A 22,038-nucleotide genomic window follows, 5' to 3' on the forward strand; every position below is an offset into this window, starting at 1 on the left:
TTAAATAGAGCTTATTGCGAATAAATGCTCTTTTTCTTTTACCACAAATTGCTACACTCTTTGTAAGATAAGCATTCTAGACCATTTTGTCCCCCCGCAAGCAACTAGATCCACCCCAACAACAAGCAGATACAGGCTTAAAATTTCAGCTAGAAACCTTTAACTCTCAAGCTATGGGTACAGTCCGCCAATATGGTGTGATTTTACCCCCTAACTATCAGAAAAATCTCCAAACTCGCTATCCTGTTATTTTTTTATTACACGGCGGTCATGATGATGCTCGTGCCTATGCTGATAAATATGCCATCATGAGCGTATTAAATGAATTATATAAAAGTGGCAAATTACCGCCATCAATTATAATTACACCGGATGGCAATGATAATCGCGGTTCTAGCCCTTTATACGATCCCGATTATTATGATGGGCCTAATGGCAAAATTGGGACTTTGATTGGTTCAGAATTAGTCCAAGTTGTTAAGTCACGCTACCGGACTTTAGACCAACCTAAATTTTGGGCGTTAGGCGGTCTATCTTCTGGTGGATGGGGAGCATTTAATATTGGGTTACGCTATCTCAACAACTTCAATATATTATTTAGTCATAGCGGTTACTTTACCGATGACAGTGGGGCGAAAAATAGTCCACTACAAATAGTAAAACAGCTATCAATTGCTGATAAAAAGCGACTGCGTGTATATCTTGATGCAGGCTTGAATGATTCTAATTTGTTAGGTTCTACTAAAGCTTTTCATCAAGTTTTAGAGGAGCTAAATATAGCTAATGTATTCTATGCTTTTCCTGGAGGTCATGGTTTATCTGGTGCAGATATTGGCTGGAATTATTTTCATAAGCATTTAAAAGATTCACTTTCTTATGTAGGAGAACAGTTTAAAACATCTCAGAAATAATTAAATGCAGATTTATGCCGATAAAACATCCTAATTTAGGATATAGCAACCCTAAACAATATCCAAACAAATCTATTGCCTATTTCTTCTTGCCTGACCCCACAAGTAATTTGTAAATTAAATAGGATTGCTATAACTGATGAATCACAACTTAAAAACTCGAATTAGACTTTGGAGCGTAACTGTCCTGACAGGGTTAGTCGGAATAGTAAATGTTTTATCCGCAGTAACACCAAACCTCTATGGACGTAATCATTGGTTAAAAGAATTTTTACCCTTTGAAATTCGCGCCAGTGGTCATATATTCGCCGCATTAACAGGCTTTGTCTTGTTGACATTAGCTACAAACTTATTACGCCGCAAGCGCGTTGCTTGGTTATTAACTATTAGTTTATTAATTATTTCTATTGTTAGCCATCTACTCAAAGGATGGGATTATGAAGAAAGTATATTATCTGGCATTTTACTAGTACAACTGATTCTGATGCGCGATGTTTTTACAGCTAAGTCAGACAGACCTTCAATTGCTAGAGGTGTGCGAGTATTGATTGGAGCGTTGCTGTTTACATTGGCATATGGAACAGTTGGATTTTATTTATTAGATGGCAAATTTACAGAAAATTTTAATTGGAAAGATGCCATACTTCAGACTTTAGCAATGTTTTTTACTGAAGATAATTGGGGGTTACAACCTACAACTAAATTTGGTGATTTTTTTGCTGATTCTATATATATTATTGCTGCCAGCACGATTACTTATGCAATGGTAATGCTGTTACAGCCTGTATTTTTGCAAAATTCGGCAACTTCTATTGAGCGACAAAAAGCTAAAGAAATTGTTGAACAGTATGGTTGCTCTTCTTTAGCAGCATTTACACTGTTAAGTGATAAAAGTTATTTTTTTAGTCCTTCAGGGAAGAGTGTAATTGCTTATGTGCCGAAAGGACGGGGTGCGATCGCGCTTGGAGATCCCATCGGGCCAATTGAAGACCGCAAAGAAGTAATTGTAAGTTTTCAGCAGTTTTGTCAACGCAATGATTGGTATCCTGCCTTTTATCAAACTTTACCCGATGATATTGACCTCTACATTTCTCTAGGATTTAGGGTAATGAAGATTGGTGAAGAGGCGATCGTGGACTTAAAAAACTTTACCCTACAAGGTAAAGCAGGTAAAAACTTTCGCCCATCGATTAATCGTTTAACAAAACTTGGCTATCAAGTCAGTTTTTATCAACCACCAATATCGAATAACTTATTACATCAACTCAAACCTGTCAGTGATGAATGGCTAAGGATGGCGCAAGGTTCAGAAAAACGCTTTTCTTTAGGATGGTTTGACGAAGCTTATCTGCGTAATTGCGAAATTGCTGTTGTGCATACTCCTGATGATGGTATTGCTGCTTTTACCAACGTTTTACCAGAGTATCAGCTAAACGAAATTACGATTGACATGATGCGTCATCGTTCCTCCATCGAAAATGGGATGATGGACTTTCTATTTACTTCCCTACTGCAACATTATAAAGAACAGGGTTATGACACCTTTAATTTTGGACTCTCAGCCTTGGCTGGAGTTGGTGATCATGCAGAGTCACGCCGCCTAGAGAAAGTGCTGCACTATCTTTACGAACATTTAAACCGCTTTTACAACTTTCAAGGCTTACACGCCTACAAAGACAAGTTTCACCCCAATTGGGAACCCCGTTATTTGGTATACCCTAGTTTCACTGCCTTACCTGATGTAGTTGTAGCATTGATTCGCGCCGATTCAGGCGATCGCCTCCTTGATTATTTCAAACCAGGTGCCTAATCCCGGTTAAAAAAACTAAAAGTCTGAAGATAGATAAAGGTAAGCGCTAAATTCGTTACTGTTGGTTAGAAATTACAGTTAAGTAGGTTTGATGAGTAGTCAAACGGCACGCTCTTACGCTTTTTTATCGATCGCCGCAGCGATTATAACTATTGCGTTGAAGTTTGGAGCTTACTTATTAACAAGCTCAGTCGGGTTACTTTCTGATGCAATTGAATCTTGTGTAAATCTTGTGGCTGCACTAGTGGCACTGTGGGCCTTAACCTATGCTGCCAAACCAGCAGATGCAGAACATACCTTTGGGCATTCTAAAGCCGAGTATTTTTCTAGTGGGGCAGAAGGTGCGTTAATTGTAGTGGCATCTATTAGTATTACACTAGAAGCTTGGGGAAGGTTGCTACATCCAGAACCACTAGCTCAACTGGGATTGGGGCTATTGTTGTCATTATTGGCAACCGCAGTTAACGGTGCAGTCGCTTTTGTCTTACTCCGCGCCGGAAGACGCTTACGTTCCATTACGTTACGAGCAGACGCTCACCACCTATTAACTGATGTATGGACTTCAGGTGGAGTCATACTGGGAATTTTGTTGGTTAAGATAACGGGCTGGCTAATACTTGACCCCATCATCGCGTTATTAGTAGCAGTAAATATCCTTTGGGCAGGATTTAGTTTGCTGCGAGAAACCTTTTTTGGACTACTGGATACTGCTTTACCAAAAGAAGAAATTGCGCTCATTCAGCGTATCTTTAGCGAATACGAACATCAAGGTATCCAATTCCATGCAATGCGTTCTCGAATTGCTGGAACACGTCGCTTTATTTCCTTCCACGTTTTAGTACCAGGAGCTTGGACAGTGCAACAAGGGCATGATTTATGTGAAGCGATTGAGTTCAAAATCATTCAAGCACTGCCAGGAAGCAGCATCATCACCCACCTCGAACCGATAGAAGACCCTGCATCTTGGAATGACCTAGAGTTAGAGCGTCGAATTAACCAGTAACATCAATAACTAATATCGTTTCCGGTTAAAGACTTATAATAAAAGCCGCAGGGGAGCAGAGGAGAAGTTTTTGGGTCTTCTGCATAGATTTGGCAATTACAACTAATTAGCCGGACATAATATGGGATTCATATTTGATTTCTGAAAAAAACTCACTATACCTTTATTCCTTCTTTCCTGTCCCCTATTGCCTATTGCCTCTCTACACAAGTATTTTCAGTAATCAAACCGGACTTCTATAAGCGATCGCTTTACACCCAAGAATAATAATTAATTTAAATTCTCCATTGGTGTGGCTATTTTTAGGAAAGCTCAGTTTTCTGTTTCAACTTTATGCGATGTCAGGATAGCGATCGCCCTCCGCACATCTACTTAGGGCTTGCTTTTAACGATTTTTGCCACAACTGACTAGCCCTTCTGGTTTCTCCGCAATTTCACTGTATTATAAATTGATTTTTGAAAAATATCAAAAAAGTTTCGTACTTCTACTATGTCGTTCTTAATGGAAAATTGTAATTGTATAAGAGCAATAGCTTGATGGAAATTTTATTTATGAACTTATCACCTAATGCTCAATTGAATAACAGCTTATTAAGTCAGCTAAGATATCAGCTTGATGCCATAGAAATACATGATGATAAAATTGCTAGACTCTTTTGCAGAATCATTCCATCTCAGTGTCCATTTGAAAGAACTGTAAAAATTTTAGGACGTACACTTTTTCACATTCCACCTTTGTGTAAGTTCAATCCTTTTTATGAACAAGTAGTTGGTCTTCGGTTTAAGTGTTTGATGTATTTAGCAGATGAATGTGGTGAAGATGTGAGAAAGTATTGCTAATTCGATTTTATTACTGAACCAACGTGTGTAGTGCGCGAAGCCCAGCGCAAAAGCGATAGGCAGGTAACAGGCAATAGCAAAAAAGACATATATAAATCTATTGGGTTTGAAAAAAATCAAATATTATTCATATATATGTTTCATAAATAAAAATAAAATTCTGCTCATCTCTTTAATAAAAAAAGTAGAGTATTTCTCATCGTTTAGCGATGTCTGCGTCAAGTATAGTGAGTGAGCGGCACATTATTTATTCAACCTCATAACATTGCGTTGCTTGCAGTGATGATAGTATTTATCATTGAGTTTTGTATTTAAGTAAAAGGCTCAGGCTAAATATTAGGGACAAATGAGAAATTGATAAATAGCTCAACCTAAAAAAATATAAAATGTAGGGGAGCCAGTTGCGTGGGCGGAAGCACCAGTCGCTACAATGCAGAGGCAGTTCGTTGGGCGGCTCTGCCGACTTGAAGGAACTGCCGTGGGAACCGCCGCAAAGTGCTGGCTTGACTTGAGCAAACGGGCATTGTGTAGTCGCACAGCGCACCGCACCATTATGATATCCCAAGCAGTGCGTTAGCCTATGGTATAACACACCCAACTGGACTTAAGTAAAAGGCTCAGGCTCAATATTAAGGACAAATTGTTAAATTCATACTTCAGATTTCATACTTCATGTTTTTTTGATTAGCTAGGAAGATGTCAGTATTTAAGGTAATCATCTAGCTTGGAAAAGTCAGCTAATTTAACTAAAGTGCCATGATGGATATTCAAGCTATTTCGATTCCTGATCCTCAAATTCCTACACCTCAACCCAACCCACTACCCACTCCTGAACCGACACCAGGGCCAGCAATTCCTGAACCTGTACCAGAAACCGTACCTACACCAATTCCTCAAACAGTCCCCGCGCCAATACCCCAAACAGTTCCCGGTACAATTCCCCAAACCATACCTGAACCTGTTTGAATTATCTTAGTAGTTTGAGCTAAAATCCAAAATCCAAAATGCTAAGAGCCGGAATTGTCGGACTTCCCAACGTCGGAAAATCTACTTTGTTTAATGCCGTAGTAGCCAATGCTAAAGCGGAGGCTGCTAACTTTCCCTTCTGCACGATTGAACCGAATGTCGGTGTTGTCGCAGTACCGGATGAGCGGTTAAATGTGCTTTCGCAAATTTCTGGTTCTGCACAAATTATCCCAGCCCGTGTTGAGTTTGTGGATATTGCTGGGTTGGTAAAAGGTGCAAGTCAGGGTGAGGGACTGGGTAATCAGTTTTTATCACACATTCGAGAAGTTGATGCGATCGTTCATGTGGTGCGCTGTTTCGAGAATGATGATATTATCCACGTTGCTGGTTCTGTTGATCCAGCACGGGATATTGAAATCATTAATTTAGAACTCGGTTTAGCAGACTTAGCACAAATCGAGCGCCGCATTGAACGTAGCCGTAAACAAGCGCGCACCAGCAAAGAAGCTCAGTTTGAAATTACAGTTCTCGAAAAATTAATTGCGGCTTTAAATGAAGGTCAATCTGTCCGCCAAGTCAGTTTAAATGAAGAGGAAGCAGCAGTTATTAAAGGACTAGGACTGCTCACCAATAAACCAATTATCTACGCTGCTAATGTTTCGGAAGATGAGTTGGCAACAGGTAATGATTTTGTCGAAAAAGTCCGGCAAATTGCATCGCCAGAAAATGCTCAAGTCGTTGTTGTTTCTGCTCAGGTAGAAGCAGAATTAGTGGAATTAGCGGAAGAAGAAAAAGCTGATTTCTTAGAATCTTTAGGTGTGAAAGAAGGCGGTTTAAAATCTTTGATTCGCGCAACTTACACCCTATTAGGTTTACGCACATATTTCACCAGCGGACCTAAAGAAACTCGTGCTTGGACAATTCACGCGGGTATGTCTGCACCCCAAGCCGCAGGTGTAATTCACTCTGATTTTGAACGGGGATTTATTCGTGCCGAAACCGTTGCTTACGATGATTTAGTTGCCAATGGTTCGATGAATGGTGCTAAAGAAAAAGGCTTAGTCAGAAGTGAAGGCAAAGAGTACATTGTCCAAGAAGGAGATGTAATGTTATTCCGGTTTAATGTGTAGGTTATGAGGGTTTAGGGGTGAATGGGCGTAGGTGAAAAACTAGAAGTATATATAGCAGGGTGCAGGGAACAGGTGAGCCACTGCGGTGGACAGGTTTCCCGGCATAAAGGAGACAGTTCCGTGGTGTTAGCGTAGTGTTAGCGACATAGGAGCGTCAGCAGTCCTATCTTGGGGTATTCCCCTAGGAGGAAATGCTGAAAGGGTTTCCCGACTCCCTCACTGTCGTCAAGTCGGGAAACCCCCTGTGTACCTGTCGCTGCCGTACTGTATCAAGGTAGAGTGCGTCATCCCACAGGACTGTTGTGCTTTCGCCCCATTCTACACATATATGGAATCGTTGCGTAAGGGACTGAATCACCAGAAGAGAAAGCAGCAGAAAAAGACCGAACAAAATCAAGAAAAGGTAGAAGTTTTGTGAGATTCGCTAAATCATATAGGAATCCGGTTTGATTACTGAACATACTTGTGTAGTCAGGCAATAGGCAACCTAAAAGAAGGGAACAATGTACTGATTTTTTCAGAAATTAAATACTAGTCCTATAGCATTGCCTGATTTAAAAATGGGTGTAAGGATTTGAATCTTGCTTCATCCCTCGCAGAGTATGTCATAATAAGCCGACGCATACCCTAGTCAGTTATCCACCGTGCAAGATACCGACGCTATTAATGACCTTGCTGCTGCCCTACAACAGCCAACTGATCTGAGTTTTGAACTGCCAGACCCAGAAGATGAGCAGATTCCTGAGTCTGATTTTTTACAACAGTTAGATGTAGCTTGGCAAGTATGCGATCGCTTCGACTTACAAACAGAAATTTGGCGGGGGCGAATTTTAAGGGCTGTGCGCGACAGGGAGAAAAAAGGCGGTGATGGACGGGGTACAGGCTTTCTCAAATGGTTGAAGGAACGCGAAATTAGCAAGAGTCAAGCTTACTCTTGGATTCAACTAGCTAATAGTGCTGATACGCTTGTAGAAGAAGGCAGGCTAGAACCCGCCGCAGTCAATAATTTTAGCAAACGCGCCTTTGTCGAAACTGCTAAATCTTCCCCAGAAGTACAACAAATGGTGAGTGAAGCCGCCCAAAAAGGCGATCGCATCACGCGGCGCGAAGTTCGTCAACTCACCGATGAATGGATGGCGATGTCTTCCGATTTAATCCCGGAACCAGTGAAGGTAAAAGCCGCAGATAATTCCTTACCACCACGCTACATTGCGCCATTGGTCAAGGAAATGGAAAAATTACCAGAACAGCACCAAAAATTTATTCAAAAAGAAATTATTGCTAACCCTGACGTAGACACTATCAAGCAGGCAACGACAGAAGCGCGTCAGTTAGCCAAATATCTCAAGTCTGCGGCGCAAGTTCAAGCACTGACTAAAGAAGATGTAGATATAGAAACAGCTTTAGAAGAAGCCCACAGAGTCGGCTGTTTAAGCGTTGCAGCTGATTTAGTCAATCAAGCTTCGCAAATGGAACAGCTGATTGGCAAGTTATACATGACTTGGAAACGCATCGGTAGTTTAGCTGATAGGTTGTATGTTGATACTGGTGCAAGTACACCAAACTTGCGATCGCTCCTCAGTTCCATTGAACCCCTCGGTACAGAAATTATGGAACTGCAACTCAGTGGCACAACAGATCACACTATCCGCTTGCAAATACAAGAAACGAATTAGTCATTTGTTATTTGTCATTGGTCAATAGTCCATAGTCAAAAGATATTCTCCCTTGTTTCCCCGCAACTAGTTAGAAGCAGCACAAGCCGCAGCATTAAGCACCGGGCTATGGGGTGTGACAGTGGGTGCTTGAGCAACTAGAGTCACATTCCCTTTGCCATCGATTACCCAACCTTCGGCAGGTATGACTTGAGTGACTTTATTGACATAATCAATTTTTTGTGTATTTGCGTGATGCTGAGGCTTAACACTAGTTGCACTGTCAGAATCTAGATTTATCCAACCTGCCAAGACTGCATCATTCATCAACGGTTCTATGGGGCTAGTGGCGATTCCGCCGCGGCCTGTAGCGACCAGAGAACCTTGGTTAAGTTTACCGCCTGGTCTACAACCAGTAGCAATTTGCCGAGAAGCATCAACTGGGTCTGTGGGTAATTCTAATAATCCTTTACTAGGGTCAGCATCTGGCGTGTTGATTTCGATAATCCCGTTCAATGAAGGGTTTTGTTGAGAAAATGCTGTAATGTCGTTAGTTGGTAGCTTGTTGGGGTTTAGTTGTGCTGGATCTTCAGTACCTAAGAGGCTAATTAATTCGGAGCGATCGCGCTGCACAAATCCAAATATACTTTTAGCGTTGATTGTAATCTTACCCCCAGCACCAGAGAAGGCATTGGCTGTAATGTCGTTATTTTCTTGAGAAGTGGCGACAAGAAAACCATTAGGTGCATTGATAGTAATATTGCCACCGTTCCCTGGAGCGTTAGCTGTACCTGCATTAGTGGAGATTTGACTGTTCCGACGCAATGATAAGGCATCCCGTGCCTGTAGAGAAATATCTCCACCTCTACCAGATTTAGTAATAGATGTAATTGTTGCCTGATTATCCAGTGAAATGGAGTTTGCACTGATATTTATTACTCCTGGCGTACCTGAGCCACTTGTATTTGCTAAACCTTCAACATTTGTTGCTATTGCCGCACCTTCGCTAATATTTAATTTATTGGTATTAACTGTTATTATTCCCGCATTTCCAAAATTAGTTTCAGTAGATAAGCCACTCCGCAGAGTGACAATTCGTGTTAGCGAAGGTAACTCTACAAACCCAATTAGCTCTACAGAATCTGAAGCGTTCACTGTCAAGTTACCTCCTCTTCCTTCAGCTAAAGTCAATGCTGAATTCGATGATATGATTGCAGTGGATTCTGCTGTTATTTGCGCCCCATTTAGAACACGTAATCTCCTGGTGCTAATCATAATGTCGCCTGCATTTCCTTCATTAAAGGTGTTACTTATGAGCGCAGTAATACTATTATCGCTACCAATTAGCTCTACAGATTCAGAAGCATTTACAATCACATTTCCTGAGCTTCCCTTGCCTGTAGTAGAAGTAAATATTTGCGCCCCATCTCGAACAATTAACTTCTGAGATGTAATCTTTATGTCTTCACCATTTTCGACACCCCTGGTCTGACTGGCTAACAGCACACCATCCCCAACCAGTTCTATAATCCTGCCTTGTAACTGGATAGTACCACCGCTATTTGGGCTACTAGCATTTACTACAGAGCTAATCGCAGTACCATTATCGTTTCGCTGGGTTAGTTTAATATTTCCGAAATTTTGAACACCTTCATACGTTAAAAGCCAGCCATTAACCGTTGGGTTAAGCTTGACTAGACTACCACTAGCTACACTTCCCAATTCAATTCGTCCCGACTCTGCCGTTAAGTTTCCACCTTCTAGGTTGATATCACCACCCACAAGTGCTAAGGTTTTACCTGCCTGCACTTGTAGACCAACAGGTTGACGGAAGATGCTCCTCGGCCCATCCGGTCTGCCTTGAGAGAGATTGCTAATAGCAGCCGCAGTTGAGCCAAATTGTAAGCCCACAGGAAAACTTACTGACAGCAGAGGTGTGCTGTTGGTATCTACGGCACTAAAGTTTCTACCATCATCAAAGTTAAGACTACTGGCTGTAGTTGCCAGAAATGAACCGCCTATATTTAAAGCAGCTTTGGGGCCAAATACAATTCCGTTGGGATTAATTAAAAAGATGTTGGCACCTTGAGCTTTTAGGATGCCATCGATTTGAGAAATAGAGTTACCTGTAACCCGACTAATAATATTTTGAACACCATCAGTATTTGTAAATTCAGCCGTGGTGTTCTCACCTATAGAAAACTGCCTAAAACTATGGAATAAATTGCTTTGTACCCGCGTTCCACCTTCAATAAATATAGTATTGCCGTCTGGTCTGACAACAGAATTATTAGGTAAAGTTTCATCTGGTGAGATTTGAGCAATAGCAGAACTTGCAGAGACAGCTATTACACCAACTATGGAAACCGCTTGACTTTTAACCCAGATACAAGAAGTATTCATATAGCCATCCTAAATGATATATGAAAAATTTTAATTAAAATAGAGTGGTCAAGGTATTACTAAAATTTAGTAATACCTTGACCACCCTAATTGTATTTCAAAAATCAATTCGGATTTCTATAATAAAATCGCCAATCAATCCACTATACAGAATTCAGAACCAATCAATAAGGGGTATGAATCCCCTCGTGATTGTAGACTAAGCAATATTCAATTTGGTGTGGTGTTTCACAGTTTATTAATCTACCAGTCGCACTCAGGTAAATTCTGAATGTAAGAATATCGTTAGGAACTTTACTAACATGGAACCATTTTTTGTAGAGGCTCAGACCAGCAAAGACCTTTTTTGGTTCGCTTGCTGGGAAGTTCTACATCTTGTTGCTCAACCGTAGTATCATTAATCTGATTAAGACTTGTCTCAAGGCTGCTGTGCGAGTCCAAGGAATTGTTTTCTGTTGTGTCGTGATTTTCGTTCACAGCAATAGCTTCAGATAAATTCAAGTTTTCACTCAGCTCATTACGATTATCCAGTGTTAATTGCTCTGGGTTTTGAGATTCCATAATTACTCCTTGTTTTGTTGATGGTACACATTGTTTTGTTGTGTTAATAAGGACTTCAACATGGCTCCCAAGAATTACGCACAAGCTTACGAAAATTTTGTTTTTTCTCGGTTAAATTACTCAAAAACCCGCAAAATAGCGGGTTCCTACGACTTCTATAAAGATGCAAGGTTGCATACAGGGATAGTTTCTGGCTTTTGAGTTTGGTTTTTCAAACCATAGCCTAACCTCGTTGAAAACCTTTCGATACTTGTTTTTGTACCTTACCTTTGGGTTTAGATTTATTCACTTCTGTAATTGCTTCTTGAAATAAGTTATGCAGATGTAAAGGAACACTAGCAATTTCTGGTAATTCAGGTTCTAGAGGTTTACCAGACTGTTGCAAGAGATTATCTAAGTCAGTACTAAGGTTAAACTCAGGGCTTTCCAAGATGTCTTGCAATACTTTTTCTAGTTGAGCGGGATACTGTTTTGCTAACCGATGCCAAATATAAGCATTAATACTTTGATTTTCTAGATAGTGACGAATTAGTTTTTCTGCACCTTCAATACTTCGCCAGTCATCAGCTAACAAAATATTGGTGAATTTAGTATATGTTGGTAGAAATATCATGCCCCAACGTGAATGAGAAATTGCTGTTACTTGTTCTGCTTTTTTCAACTCAGCAGGTAAATCAACTTTGGGCGCAACCATTTTTTGCTTGCTGCTTTTACTATTCAGCATTTGGGAAACGGCATTAGAGTCAACGCCAACTTCTTTAGCAGCTGCTTGAATCTCATCTTCTCCAATACCTGCTTCTGCTGCCATCTCATCCAAAGATTTGGAAGTATCAAGTCCTGCTGCTTTTAGATACTTCTCACTGATGATTTCTTGGAATTGAGCTATTTTCTTATTAAGTTGGTATCCTGGCAAAGTGATTTCATCACCACCAAAAAACTCAACAAACTGCTGATGATATTGCTCTACTGACTGCCATGCTTCTTCTAGCAAGTCTGGAGCATCGCTGTAAAGATGATTTTTATAATTATCTTTAAAATTTCCAATGGCGACGGCGATTTTTGGCTTACCAAGTTTACCCAAAAATGTAGATGGGCCAGAAAATATCCATTCGCTGTCGGTCAGGGGAGAAATGCGTGTAAGTAAAATATCTCCTAGCTTGAAACGAGATACTTCTTTTTGTTTTTCATTACTGTTAGGCTTGACAATGTAATTTTTAGCTGTCAGCCAGTTCATAAGTTCTAAGCCATCAGGTAGAATTTGTGTAATGCTAAATAAGCCGATAAAACTGCGATGCCAGCTATTAAGTAAGTTACGATCGCTTGCTGATAAATCTGCATTACTGGCAATAAATAAGTCTATTGGTGATTTCTCGCCAACTTTCCCCTCTGTAATAAAGCTATCAATAATTAAATCTTGTTGCGTGCTATCTCCATTACCACGACGCAACTGTGCAGCTGCATAAACTTCTAATGCTTTTGCTAGTTCACCTTCAGCATCTAAGACAAAATCAACCAAGGCTTGTTTGAGTGTCTGCGATCGTTTTACTATAACATCCACAAGCGAATCTCTCTGACCAACAGTTGTAGCCTATAGCGTTTTTGGAGATGACTGCATCTGGCAATAGCTAGATTTTGCGATGGCGGCGGCGGGCTACGCCAACGCATTAATTATAACGGGAGTCGCTGATATAGTTTTGGCGATCGCATTTGTGATCAAAGGAGTCGTATAAATAGATTTTATAATTACGTTTACTATTTTGGCGATCGCCTCAAAGTTTGAGCAGAAAATCACCTTACTACGAAACCCCTAATGTTTTTATGCTCTTTTTTTAGCAAAGATATTGCTGAAAACCAAAATTATATAACAATATAAAGCCTCAAAAAATCAGCAAAATAGTAGATTACATCACACAATACTTAAATTAGTATGCTTTAGTCCAATACAAAAAGTTAATATTATGCTACAAAAAAACATAAAAATAGGAATTTTAACTTTTCATCATGTAGACAATTATGGAGCAACACTTCAAGCTGTTGCTTTATGGAAATTTCTGAATAGCCAGGGTTTTGATGTTGAGATCATAGACTATCGACCTTACAAAGTTGCGCTGCATTATTGTAAGACTTTGAAGCCGATCCGAAAGCGCAAAGGGATGAAAGAAAATGAGAAGATTCGCATTACTGACATCCGTATTAATGAAAATGCCCCAGCAAATCTTCGCAGAGCTTGGAGAATGAGGCGTTTCTTACTTTCTCATGTAAAGTTAAGCGATAAAAAAGTATATTTACAACAAAAGTTAGAGTATTTTCGTAGTAAATATGATGTAGTAGTATCTGGTAGTGATCAAATATGGTGTGTAGATACTTTTTTTAGAGGTTTCGATTCCTCTTTCTTTTTAGATTTTATTGATAATACTTCTACTCGCAAAGTAAGTTATGCAGCTAGTTTAGGTAACTCTAAAAGTTTCGGTAAGTATCAAAAAGAAATTTGCAACTACTTAAATCAATATCAAACTATTCTAGTTCGAGACTCTAATAGCGCGCAGGTAATTGCTAATGAATGTTCCTTGCAAGCAACAAAAGTATTAGATCCCACTTTTTTAATCAATTATGATCAGATTCAAAAATCTCTAAAAATTCAAGATAAATATATCTTACTTTATACTCAAGATATATTAGAGCCAACAGAAGAAGATTTCGCTAAATTAGTGGCAGAAACTTATAACCTGAAAATAGTTTCTATTGGTAAATACAATCGAATTGCCGACATAAATATAACAGATGCTAGTCCCAGTGAATGGGTTGGGGCGCATTGGCAAGCATCTTATATTATGACCAACACTTTTCATGGAACTGTATTTTCTCTAATGTATCAAAAACCTTTTACTGTATTTGTTCCTCCTCATAAATTAACTAAAGTAAAAGACTTACTTGGAGATTTAGGTTTAGAAAATCGCTTGTTTTCATATCAGAAGAATCAGCAATTAGAAAATGAAGATATATTTAATGTTGATTACAGCCCAGTTTCTAAAATTTTAGAATCAAAAATTTTAGAATCAAAAAAATATTTAGTCGAAGCAATTTTACAAGGTACAGCCGATATAAAAACCAAAGTTGAATTTAATCTGGTGTAAAGTAGCCAATATGTCCAATTTAAAAATTGAGTCTTTAACATCTAATAGTCTGTCACACTACAGAACTCGCCACAATTTTCAGCGAGTTGGTGAGATTACTGATATAAATGACCTCCAAGATTACTGTAATTGGGCAAAAGAAAACAAGGTTAACATTTTCATCATTGGTAATGGTTCTAACACACTATTTGTGAGAAAAAATGTTCAATCATTAATACTTAAAAACAAACTACCTAAATACATCACTCATCTAAACGATGATAGGGTAGAAGTATCCTCGTCGGTTTCAATTATGGAGGTGTTAAAGTACTGTTACCAAAATTCCAGAAATTCTTTTTATTATCTTGCGTCTGTACCTGCGACTATTGGAGGCGCATTAGCAATGAATGCAGGCCGAGGACGACAACATAAACAGACAATATACGACTTCGTTGAAAGTGTAACTTTTTTTGAAGATGGAAGTATCAAAACCCTTGATCAAAGTCAAATTGTCCGAGATTATCGACAAACGATATTTACTGGGATGCACTCAAAACTCATATTAAGTGCAATATTTAAGTTTGAAAGCAATGAATTTGATGAAAATCCTATCACTTCAAGACAAGCTTGGGCAAAAGAACATCAAGATAACACAGCACCTAATTGTGGCTCGGTATTCAAAACTGCCAATTATAGAATACTTAGTAAACTCAAAGGTATTTTAATTGGTAGAGCCATGTTTTCTGCGAAAACTGATAATTGGATACTTAATAAGTCCGATAGTGCTTATCCAATAATCCTCCTAATCATAATTGCTAAGTTTTTGCATTTCATAACTATGCAAAAGATTTCTCTTGAAGTAATAGAAATTGATTAACTCTGTACTTGAATGCTAAGGAGTTGTTTTAAAAGGGCTTTTTTTCTCTCATGGTAAACACAGCGAAGCATATGATCTACATACCTAAAAACTTGATTATTCGTTGTAATTACCAATGTTAGAGCGGTAGGGAAAATTCTACCTGATGGCACTTTTAAAACAACCTCTAAAAGCTTTATTAGGTTGGGTTTTACTTCGTAGACTCAACCTATATTTAATTATGGCGAAGAACTAAAAGACGCAATCTACCAGGAACTTAAGGCGGGGGTTAGTCTACAAAATAATCAAGCCAAGGCAAAAAATGCCCTGGCTTCAATGTAAATCCTTGATGTAACCAACTAAAAGAGTTATGACTCTTGAGAATCTTCAGCTATTGGTTCTGAAGAAGTTTCGGCTTCTGGTTCTGGTTCTGATTTGACAATGACTGGAGGTTTAGCAGGTTTTGGGGGACGCGCTAGTGCAGGATTAACAGGTGGGGCTTCATCTTTAAAAGATTCTTTTTTTCTTTTACCCGATGAGCGATCGCGACTCGATCTTTCTCGTTTAGGATTAGATTCAAAAGCAGGTTGAGAATCTGAATTGTTGTCAGTACTTGCTTGGGACTGACGTTCTGATTTTTTGATTGGGCGTTCTACCATTGTTTAAGCCTAAAATTTATTTGTGTAGTACATCGGTTCGATAGTTATCAAACTGATGAGTCCCCAGCAAGTAAGTATGAATACGCAAACCTTACTGCTTGTTCAATATACTACCCAATATTAGCGCATCATTCACGGCATCCAAAATTTTAAAGGATAGGGTTAAGAATGTCAGGCACTCAGGGTTTTAACCACTTACACCTAGACATTCTCTTGCCATATCCTTGATTTTTCGTTTGATCTTCAGTTTTAAAATCTCCGCACCTACACTTCAATAGCTGATGATTTTACTGCTTCTGCACATCACGAGCCATATTGAGGTAGTAATCGTCAACTTTTTTCTGAGAGCGACGACGAATAGCAGTAGGAGTTTCAGATGTAGTATTTTGATTTGTCTTCACTGGTTGTTCTTCAGCAGCTCGCTTGATAGATTCCGCCGCATCAGATTCCAAGTAGTATTGAGAGCTAGTAAATCCAAACAAGGTGGCAAAAAAGCCAAAAATGTTTCTGATAAAACTTACAAACCCTTTGAAAATAACCGAGAACAAACCTTCAAACCGAATAAAAAAGTTTCTAACAATTTGAGTTAGACGATCCATAGCAGCCCCCTCTATGATTGCCTAATATTATTGTGACTTAATTTATCCCGGATATAACAAACATAAATGACATGAAAACAAATCTATTGCCTATTGCCTATTCCCTATTCCCTGCCCACATAATTAGTTTGTAAATTAAATAGGATTACTCATGTTAAATTACTTCCTCTGGGCGATGCGCTGCTGGAAGATTACAACCAGAAGTAGAAAGCCACCGCGCAGTACAAGCTGCCACCAGGGAGTAATGGTTCCCTCAAGATTTAAAAGGTTGTACATCATTCCCAGCAATAGTACACCAATAAGTGTTGGAAACACGCTTCCCTGACCACCGGCGAGAAACGTTCCTCCCATAACAGTTGCAGCGATCGCATCTGTTTCCCAGCCAAAGGCCGCCACAGGTTGACCTGCCCCTAACCGACCCGCTAGCACTACACCAGCCAGCCCTGAAAGCATCCCACTAAAGGTGTAGACTGCAAGCTTAACTTGGTTGGGATTCACACCCATGAGCCGGGAAGCTTCTTCGTTGTTACCAATAGCGTATATGTGCAAACCTAACCTGCTTCTTTGCAGTATCAACCAAGCTGCAAAATATAACAATGCAACTATCAAGACCGGAACAGGAACAAAACCAATAAACCCCCTACCTAACCAAACCAGCCCTGATGCTGTCGAAGGTACGGCAATCGACCTTTCTTGAGTGATACTCAAAGCCAGACCCCTTGCAGCACTAGCAGTGAATAAGGTCACAACAAACGGCTGAAGCCGGGCGCGCGATACGAGAAGACCGTTGACCGCACCGAGTAACGTAGTACTGATAATGCCACAGGCGATCGCAATAAAGCTTCCTTGTCCAACCAGCATTGCGGCAACAACGCCACCTAACGCCACCAGCGAACCCACAGATAAATCGATTCCTCCACTCAAAATCACAACAGTCATACCCAACGCCACAATCGCCAGCATACTGTTCTGCCGCATGACGTTCATGATATTCAGGGGTGTAAGAAAAGTTTGATAACGAAACGATGCAAAAACAGCCAAGCTCAACAGCATCAGCAGCACACCCTGGGAGGTGAGGAGCTTGCCCAGACGTTTCGAGAGGCGTAAACCAGCAAGCGCAATAGATCTTGTAGCAGCCATAACTATTGATATTAAATTGGGATATGTAGTCTTATTTCAAAGATTTCAAAAGTCTGGGATAGTCCTAGAAACAACAAAACCCTCTCCCCTGCTCCTCTGCTCCCCTGCGGTCTTGATGGTAAGTCTTTAACCGGATACGGTATTACACTTCCCTGGGACGCTGCAAAAAAATGGCGAACAGAATGATGACAGATTTCAAAACCAATGACCAAGTAAACGGAATCAGCAGCATATTGAAACTAGTAGAAATCACCTGCATCAGCAAGGCTCCGACAACCGTACCGAGGACATTGGCACGACCACCAGAAAAAGGCGTACCACCGACAACCACAGCTGCGATCGCATCAAATTCCGCGTTGACACCCACCTTGCTAGGATCGCCCATCCCCAGCCGCGCTGTTTCGACCAGTCCGGCCAACCCAGCCAGCAGCGCGCTAATCAAATAGACTGTATATTTCACACGTTCCGCCCGAATACCCGCCAGCCTTGCAGCCTGCTCATTGCCACCGACTGCAATAATTTGATGCCCGAAAAGCGTAGAACGGATACAGAAGAAAGCTCCCACAATCACGACTGCCGCAATCACAACCTGAACTGGGATAGAACCGATAAATCCCTTTCCAAGTGCTTCAAACGTGGGATTAGTGAAGGGAACCAGCTTCCCATCACCAATAACCTGAGCAATTCCACGCCACAAAATTAGAGCCGCTAAGGTGGTGATTAAGGCATCAAGTTTCAGGCGGGAGATGAGAAAGCCATTGAGAAGACCAACTAACAGCGCACATATCAAAGCGAAAGTGATAGCAACAACTATTCCATAATTAATCAGCAATGCCACAATTACTGAAACCAATGCCATAGTCGAGCCAACTGTTAGGTCAATGCCACGGGAGGCAATCACAAAGGTCATCCCAATAGCAACTAACATTGTTGTGGATACTTGCAGCAACATATTCAATGTGTTGCTAACTGTAGCAAAACGTGGCGTAAAGATGGCGTTTGCAACATAGAAAATTAATAGTGCCGCAAATGCACCGAAATTAGGGTGCCATAGAATTCGCCAATCCACATTATGCTTCTTGATCTTCATTATCTGTCCGGCTCTGTTTTAAACTGTAGCAATAGCCAAGAAAGTTAAGACATCAACAGATGATATAACTCTGTCACCTGTCACCTGTCACCTGTTCCCTGCCGTCAACTTCCTGAGTATCTGCTTCCGCCATTACGTGCAGAATTGTTTTGATGTTCTTCTGTTCGCCACTAAGTTCTGCGACTGACTGCCCATCACGCAGGACTACGACACGTTGCGAACCTTCAACGAGTTCTTCCATTTCCGAAGAAATCATCAGAACTCCCAGCCCTTGTTCTGCTAGTTCGGCAATCAGTCTTTGAATCTCGCGCTTTGCACCAACATCGATACCGCGTGTCGGCTCATCAAGGAGGAGAAGTTTGGTATTTTTGCACAGCCATCGCGCCAGAAGCACTTTCTGCTGATTGCCTCCTGATAGTTCGTGAATTTGCTGATCTGCACTGGCAGCCTTGATGCCAAGACGCTGCATGAAACGGTTAACGAGTTCGTTCTGTCGTTTTTTGGAAACGATGCCCCATTGCGTCAGGGAAGGTAAAGCAGCGAGAGTGAGGTTTTCGCGTACCGAAAGTTCAGGGATAATGCCGTCTGCCTTGCGATCCTCAGAAAGAAAAGCCATTCCAGCAGCGATCGCATCATGAGGATCGTGCAGGGATAAAATATTACCTTCGAGTTTAACAGTTCCATCCTCAAACGGTTCCGCACCAAACAGAGCGCGCACCGTTCCACTACGACCAGAGCCAAGCAAACCTGCTATTCCAACGATTTCGCCATGCCGCAATTCTAGCGAAACGCCATTCAGCCGCTTTTTGTATTTGAGAGCTTCTGCCTGGAGTAACACTGGCTGCTCTGGTGTATTTTGTAACTTTTCTGTAAATGCTGTGACTCCTTGACGCACCTCTTCCAGCTGGCGATCTAGCATATGACAAACGAGTTCCAGACGATTAAGGCTGTCTAGGGATTGGGTAATAATGTTACGCCCATCACGTAAAACTGTGACGCGATCGCACACTGCGTAAAGTTCTTCAAAACGGTGGCTAACATAAACTATAGATGTTCCTTGCGACTTGAGCCGCCGCATGACATCAAACAGGACAGCAACCTCAGTTTCCGTCAGCGAACTCGTTGGTTCATCAAGAATAAGTATCCGCGCCCCAAAAGATATAGCACGAGCGATCGCAACCATCTGCCTATGAGCAATATTCAGCGAATCAACCACTGAGCGCGGATCAATCTGCAACCCCAGACGCTCTAACATCTCCGCCGCGCCAGTATTCATCGCTTTTTTATCGACAAAGCCGAAGCGTTGCGGCTCTCTACCCAAAAAAATATTCTCGGCAACGGTTCTTAAACCCACCAGTTGGATTTCTTGGTAGACAGCTACAATACCTGCCGCCTGCGCTGCGGTCGGGTTCTGGAATGCAACAGTTTTTTGGTCGTACTCTATAACACCCGTATCCCGTCGATACGCCCCCGTCATAATCTTGATTAACGTCGATTTGCCAGCACCGTTCTCGCCAACCAGCGCATGAATTTCGCCTACTTTCAGTTCAAAATCTACCCCCCAGAGTGCTGGCACACCGGAAAAACTTTTCTTTATGCCCGTCATGCGAAGCACAGTTTGAGTACCCTGATTCATCGGCTTTACCTGTTTAAATTTTGATTGCCGATAGTGGATATCCCTTGCTTTGCACCATAGTCATCTTTTTGCCTATTGTGAAGGCTCAGTATATTCCAGGTTATCTTTTTTTATTTTAGGGTGAGAAATATTTAGAAGTTTGCTAACGCAAAAGTTTTGGTGAAGCAGGGCAGGGGATCTGAAAGTTCTGCTCAGAATCGAGAAGCGAGAATAAGTTTTAGCGTCTGGTAATTAGTAAATGAGTAGTTTGTTGATTTATATATTAGAATTTGCTTAAATTAACGGGCTTATCAACTGTGAAGCTAATATACGAGGTGCAAAAATAGGTTTACGAGTCGCAAAAATAGGTTTACGAGTCGCAAAAATAGGTTTACGAGTTGCAAAAATAGGTTTACGAGTTGCAAAAATAGGTTTACGAGTTGCAAAAACAGGTTTACGAGTTGCAAAAATAGGTTTACGAGTCGCAAAAGTAGGTTTACGAGTCGCAAAAGCTGATTTTTAGAGATGATTTATAAAGTAAAGTTTAAATTGTAGCGTTATAGCAACGCTTAACGCACCATATCTCTCGGTGCATTACGGCTCATCCTGATTTTCTAAAACTACCAAATCCTTACATAGCCGTAACACACCCTACTTAATAATTAATACGCTTCATCTACAAAATTCTTCGCGTTGGTCACATCAAATAGTCTGTCCTTGAGAATAATTCTCGGTGGAATTTTCTTGCCAGCAAAATACTCTTCCATTGTGGCGAAAACTAGCGGGCCAAAACGCGGGTTTGACTCAACACTCACGCCAAGTTCACCACGAATAATCGCTTCAAGCGCAGTTTTCTGACCGTCGATTGAACCAACTATCACATCCTTGCCAGGTTTCATACCTGCGGATTTAAGAGCTTGGATAGCACCTAATGCCATTTCGTCATTGTGAGCATACACAGCAGTGATGCCAGAACCCTTGGCTTGGATAATGTTTTCCATGACGCGCTGGGCTGCTGCTCGTGAAAAATCTGCCGTCTGGGTGGCGATAATCTTCATGTTAGGGTAACGTGCGATCGCATCCCGAAACCCCTTAGCCCGATCAATTGCTACCGATGAACCTGCTGTTCCAGTAAGTTCCACAATTGATGCTTTACCGTCCGTCGCCTTAGCCAGCCATTCACCAACGCGGCGACCTTGGGTAATAAAATCCGACCCTAAAAAGCTGACAAAATGTTCGCCTGGTTTGCCTGCCGCTTCCCGGTCGATGAGAAAAACTGGTATTTTTGCATCTCTTGCTGCTTCGAGGGCGGGGGTAAGTCCCTCATACTCCCGTGGGGCAAGAAATATAACATCAACTTGTCGGGCGATTAAATCCTCTATGTCAGAAAATTGTTTTGATGTTTGCCCTTGGGCATCCGTCATTAAAAAATCATAAGTTTTCTTACGCTTGGCGGCTTCCTCTTTGATGCTATTTGTTTCGGCAATACGCCAAGGGCCGATGTTCTCTGTTTGCGAAAATCCGACAATTTTTTTCGTTTTCTCACGCACACAGCCAGATAGTGAGAAAGCCGCGATAGTAATAACAACGTAGGCACTAAATACCAGGAACTTTGGCATATAGGCTCGAACACCTGAGCATTGAAAACAGGTTTCATTTTTCATAAGCCAACGTGAGTTCGGGATAA

The 22,038-nt window shown here is 41.0% G+C and carries 19 protein-coding genes; 10 read left to right on the forward strand and 9 right to left on the reverse strand.

Translation table 11 applies throughout. The annotated features are described in order from the left end of the window. The first annotated feature begins 86 nt into the window (after nt 1–86). From H6G76_RS27950 to H6G76_RS27985, 8 genes are all read left to right on the forward strand, one after another. Entirely contained in the window at nt 87–911 is an 825-nt protein-coding gene (locus H6G76_RS27950; protein WP_199337559.1) for an esterase family protein, read from the forward strand. Nucleotides 912–1,050: 139 nt separating this feature from the next. Further along, nucleotides 1,051–2,721, forward strand: coding sequence for a phosphatidylglycerol lysyltransferase domain-containing protein (locus tag H6G76_RS27955; protein ID WP_190708423.1), 1,671 nt, complete (start codon nt 1,051–1,053; stop codon nt 2,719–2,721). Between the two features lie 91 nt (nt 2,722–2,812). After that, nucleotides 2,813–3,724: a cation diffusion facilitator family transporter gene (locus H6G76_RS27960; protein ID WP_190708426.1), complete on the forward strand. Its 912-nt coding sequence runs from the start codon at nt 2,813–2,815 to the stop codon at nt 3,722–3,724. Nucleotides 3,725–4,276: 552 nt separating this feature from the next. Further along, nucleotides 4,277–4,564: a Mo-dependent nitrogenase C-terminal domain-containing protein gene (locus tag H6G76_RS27965; RefSeq protein WP_190708428.1), complete on the forward strand. Its 288-nt coding sequence runs from the start codon at nt 4,277–4,279 to the stop codon at nt 4,562–4,564. 430 nt (nt 4,565–4,994) lie between these two features. After that, nucleotides 4,995–5,141, forward strand: a complete 147-nt coding sequence (locus H6G76_RS27970; protein ID WP_190708430.1) for a hypothetical protein — start codon at nt 4,995–4,997, stop codon at nt 5,139–5,141. Nucleotides 5,142–5,320: 179 nt separating this feature from the next. Continuing rightward, nucleotides 5,321–5,530: a hypothetical protein gene (locus H6G76_RS27975; protein ID WP_190708432.1), complete on the forward strand. Its 210-nt coding sequence runs from the start codon at nt 5,321–5,323 to the stop codon at nt 5,528–5,530. A gap of 38 nt (nt 5,531–5,568) precedes the next feature. Continuing rightward, nucleotides 5,569–6,660: a redox-regulated ATPase YchF gene (gene ychF / locus H6G76_RS27980; protein ID WP_190708434.1), complete on the forward strand. Its 1,092-nt coding sequence runs from the start codon at nt 5,569–5,571 to the stop codon at nt 6,658–6,660. A 644-nt stretch (nt 6,661–7,304) separates the two neighbouring features. Further along, nucleotides 7,305–8,336 carry a hypothetical protein gene (locus H6G76_RS27985; RefSeq protein ID WP_190708435.1) on the forward strand — a complete coding sequence of 344 codons (1,032 nt, stop codon included), beginning with the start codon at nt 7,305–7,307 and terminating at the stop codon, nt 8,334–8,336. A 66-nt stretch (nt 8,337–8,402) separates the two neighbouring features. Here H6G76_RS27985 and H6G76_RS27990 read toward each other — a convergent pair whose 3' ends face one another. The 3 genes from H6G76_RS27990 to H6G76_RS28000 form a co-directional block, all read right to left on the reverse strand. Continuing rightward, complete coding sequence (locus tag H6G76_RS27990) at nt 8,403–10,718, reverse strand: filamentous hemagglutinin N-terminal domain-containing protein (RefSeq protein ID WP_190708437.1); 2,316 nt, start codon at nt 10,716–10,718, stop codon at nt 8,403–8,405. 297 nt (nt 10,719–11,015) lie between these two features. Beyond that, nucleotides 11,016–11,279 (reverse strand): hypothetical protein, encoded by a 264-nt coding sequence (locus H6G76_RS27995; protein WP_190708439.1) that lies wholly within the window; start codon nt 11,277–11,279, stop codon nt 11,016–11,018. 223 nt (nt 11,280–11,502) lie between these two features. Then, the gene (locus H6G76_RS28000) at nt 11,503–12,837 is read right to left on the reverse strand and encodes a hypothetical protein (protein WP_190708440.1); all 1,335 of its coding nucleotides are present in this window, start codon (nt 12,835–12,837) and stop codon (nt 11,503–11,505) included. A 400-nt stretch (nt 12,838–13,237) separates the two neighbouring features. Between H6G76_RS28000 and H6G76_RS28005 the strand changes: the two genes are divergently transcribed. Both H6G76_RS28005 and H6G76_RS28010 read left to right on the forward strand, forming a co-directional pair. Continuing rightward, complete coding sequence (locus H6G76_RS28005; protein ID WP_190708442.1) at nt 13,238–14,413, forward strand: polysaccharide pyruvyl transferase family protein; 1,176 nt, start codon at nt 13,238–13,240, stop codon at nt 14,411–14,413. A 10-nt stretch (nt 14,414–14,423) separates the two neighbouring features. After that, nucleotides 14,424–15,269 (forward strand): FAD-binding protein, encoded by an 846-nt coding sequence (locus H6G76_RS28010; RefSeq protein ID WP_190708444.1) that lies wholly within the window; start codon nt 14,424–14,426, stop codon nt 15,267–15,269. A 347-nt stretch (nt 15,270–15,616) separates the two neighbouring features. On the opposite strand, the gene H6G76_RS28015 is transcribed toward H6G76_RS28010, so the two are convergent. The 6 genes from H6G76_RS28015 to H6G76_RS28040 form a co-directional block, all read right to left on the reverse strand. Then, nucleotides 15,617–15,907, reverse strand: coding sequence for a hypothetical protein (locus tag H6G76_RS28015; RefSeq protein WP_190708446.1), 291 nt, complete (start codon nt 15,905–15,907; stop codon nt 15,617–15,619). 287 nt (nt 15,908–16,194) lie between these two features. Continuing rightward, nucleotides 16,195–16,506, reverse strand: coding sequence for a threonine dehydratase (locus H6G76_RS28020; RefSeq protein WP_190708448.1), 312 nt, complete (start codon nt 16,504–16,506; stop codon nt 16,195–16,197). Between the two features lie 159 nt (nt 16,507–16,665). After that, a complete protein-coding gene (locus H6G76_RS28025) occupies nt 16,666–17,646 on the reverse strand; it encodes an ABC transporter permease (RefSeq protein ID WP_190708450.1) in 981 nt (326 codons plus the stop codon). A 142-nt stretch (nt 17,647–17,788) separates the two neighbouring features. Then, complete coding sequence (locus tag H6G76_RS28030; protein WP_190708452.1) at nt 17,789–18,736, reverse strand: ABC transporter permease; 948 nt, start codon at nt 18,734–18,736, stop codon at nt 17,789–17,791. Between the two features lie 73 nt (nt 18,737–18,809). Continuing rightward, the gene (locus H6G76_RS28035; protein ID WP_190708454.1) at nt 18,810–20,372 is read right to left on the reverse strand and encodes a sugar ABC transporter ATP-binding protein; all 1,563 of its coding nucleotides are present in this window, start codon (nt 20,370–20,372) and stop codon (nt 18,810–18,812) included. A 641-nt stretch (nt 20,373–21,013) separates the two neighbouring features. After that, nucleotides 21,014–21,970: an ABC transporter substrate-binding protein gene (locus H6G76_RS28040; protein WP_190708455.1), complete on the reverse strand. Its 957-nt coding sequence runs from the start codon at nt 21,968–21,970 to the stop codon at nt 21,014–21,016. Nucleotides 21,971–22,038: the final 68 nt, after the last annotated feature.

Source organism: Nostoc sp. FACHB-152, assembly GCF_014697475.1.
In the GTDB taxonomy this organism is placed as follows: Bacteria; Cyanobacteriota; Cyanobacteriia; order Cyanobacteriales; family Nostocaceae; genus Nostoc_B.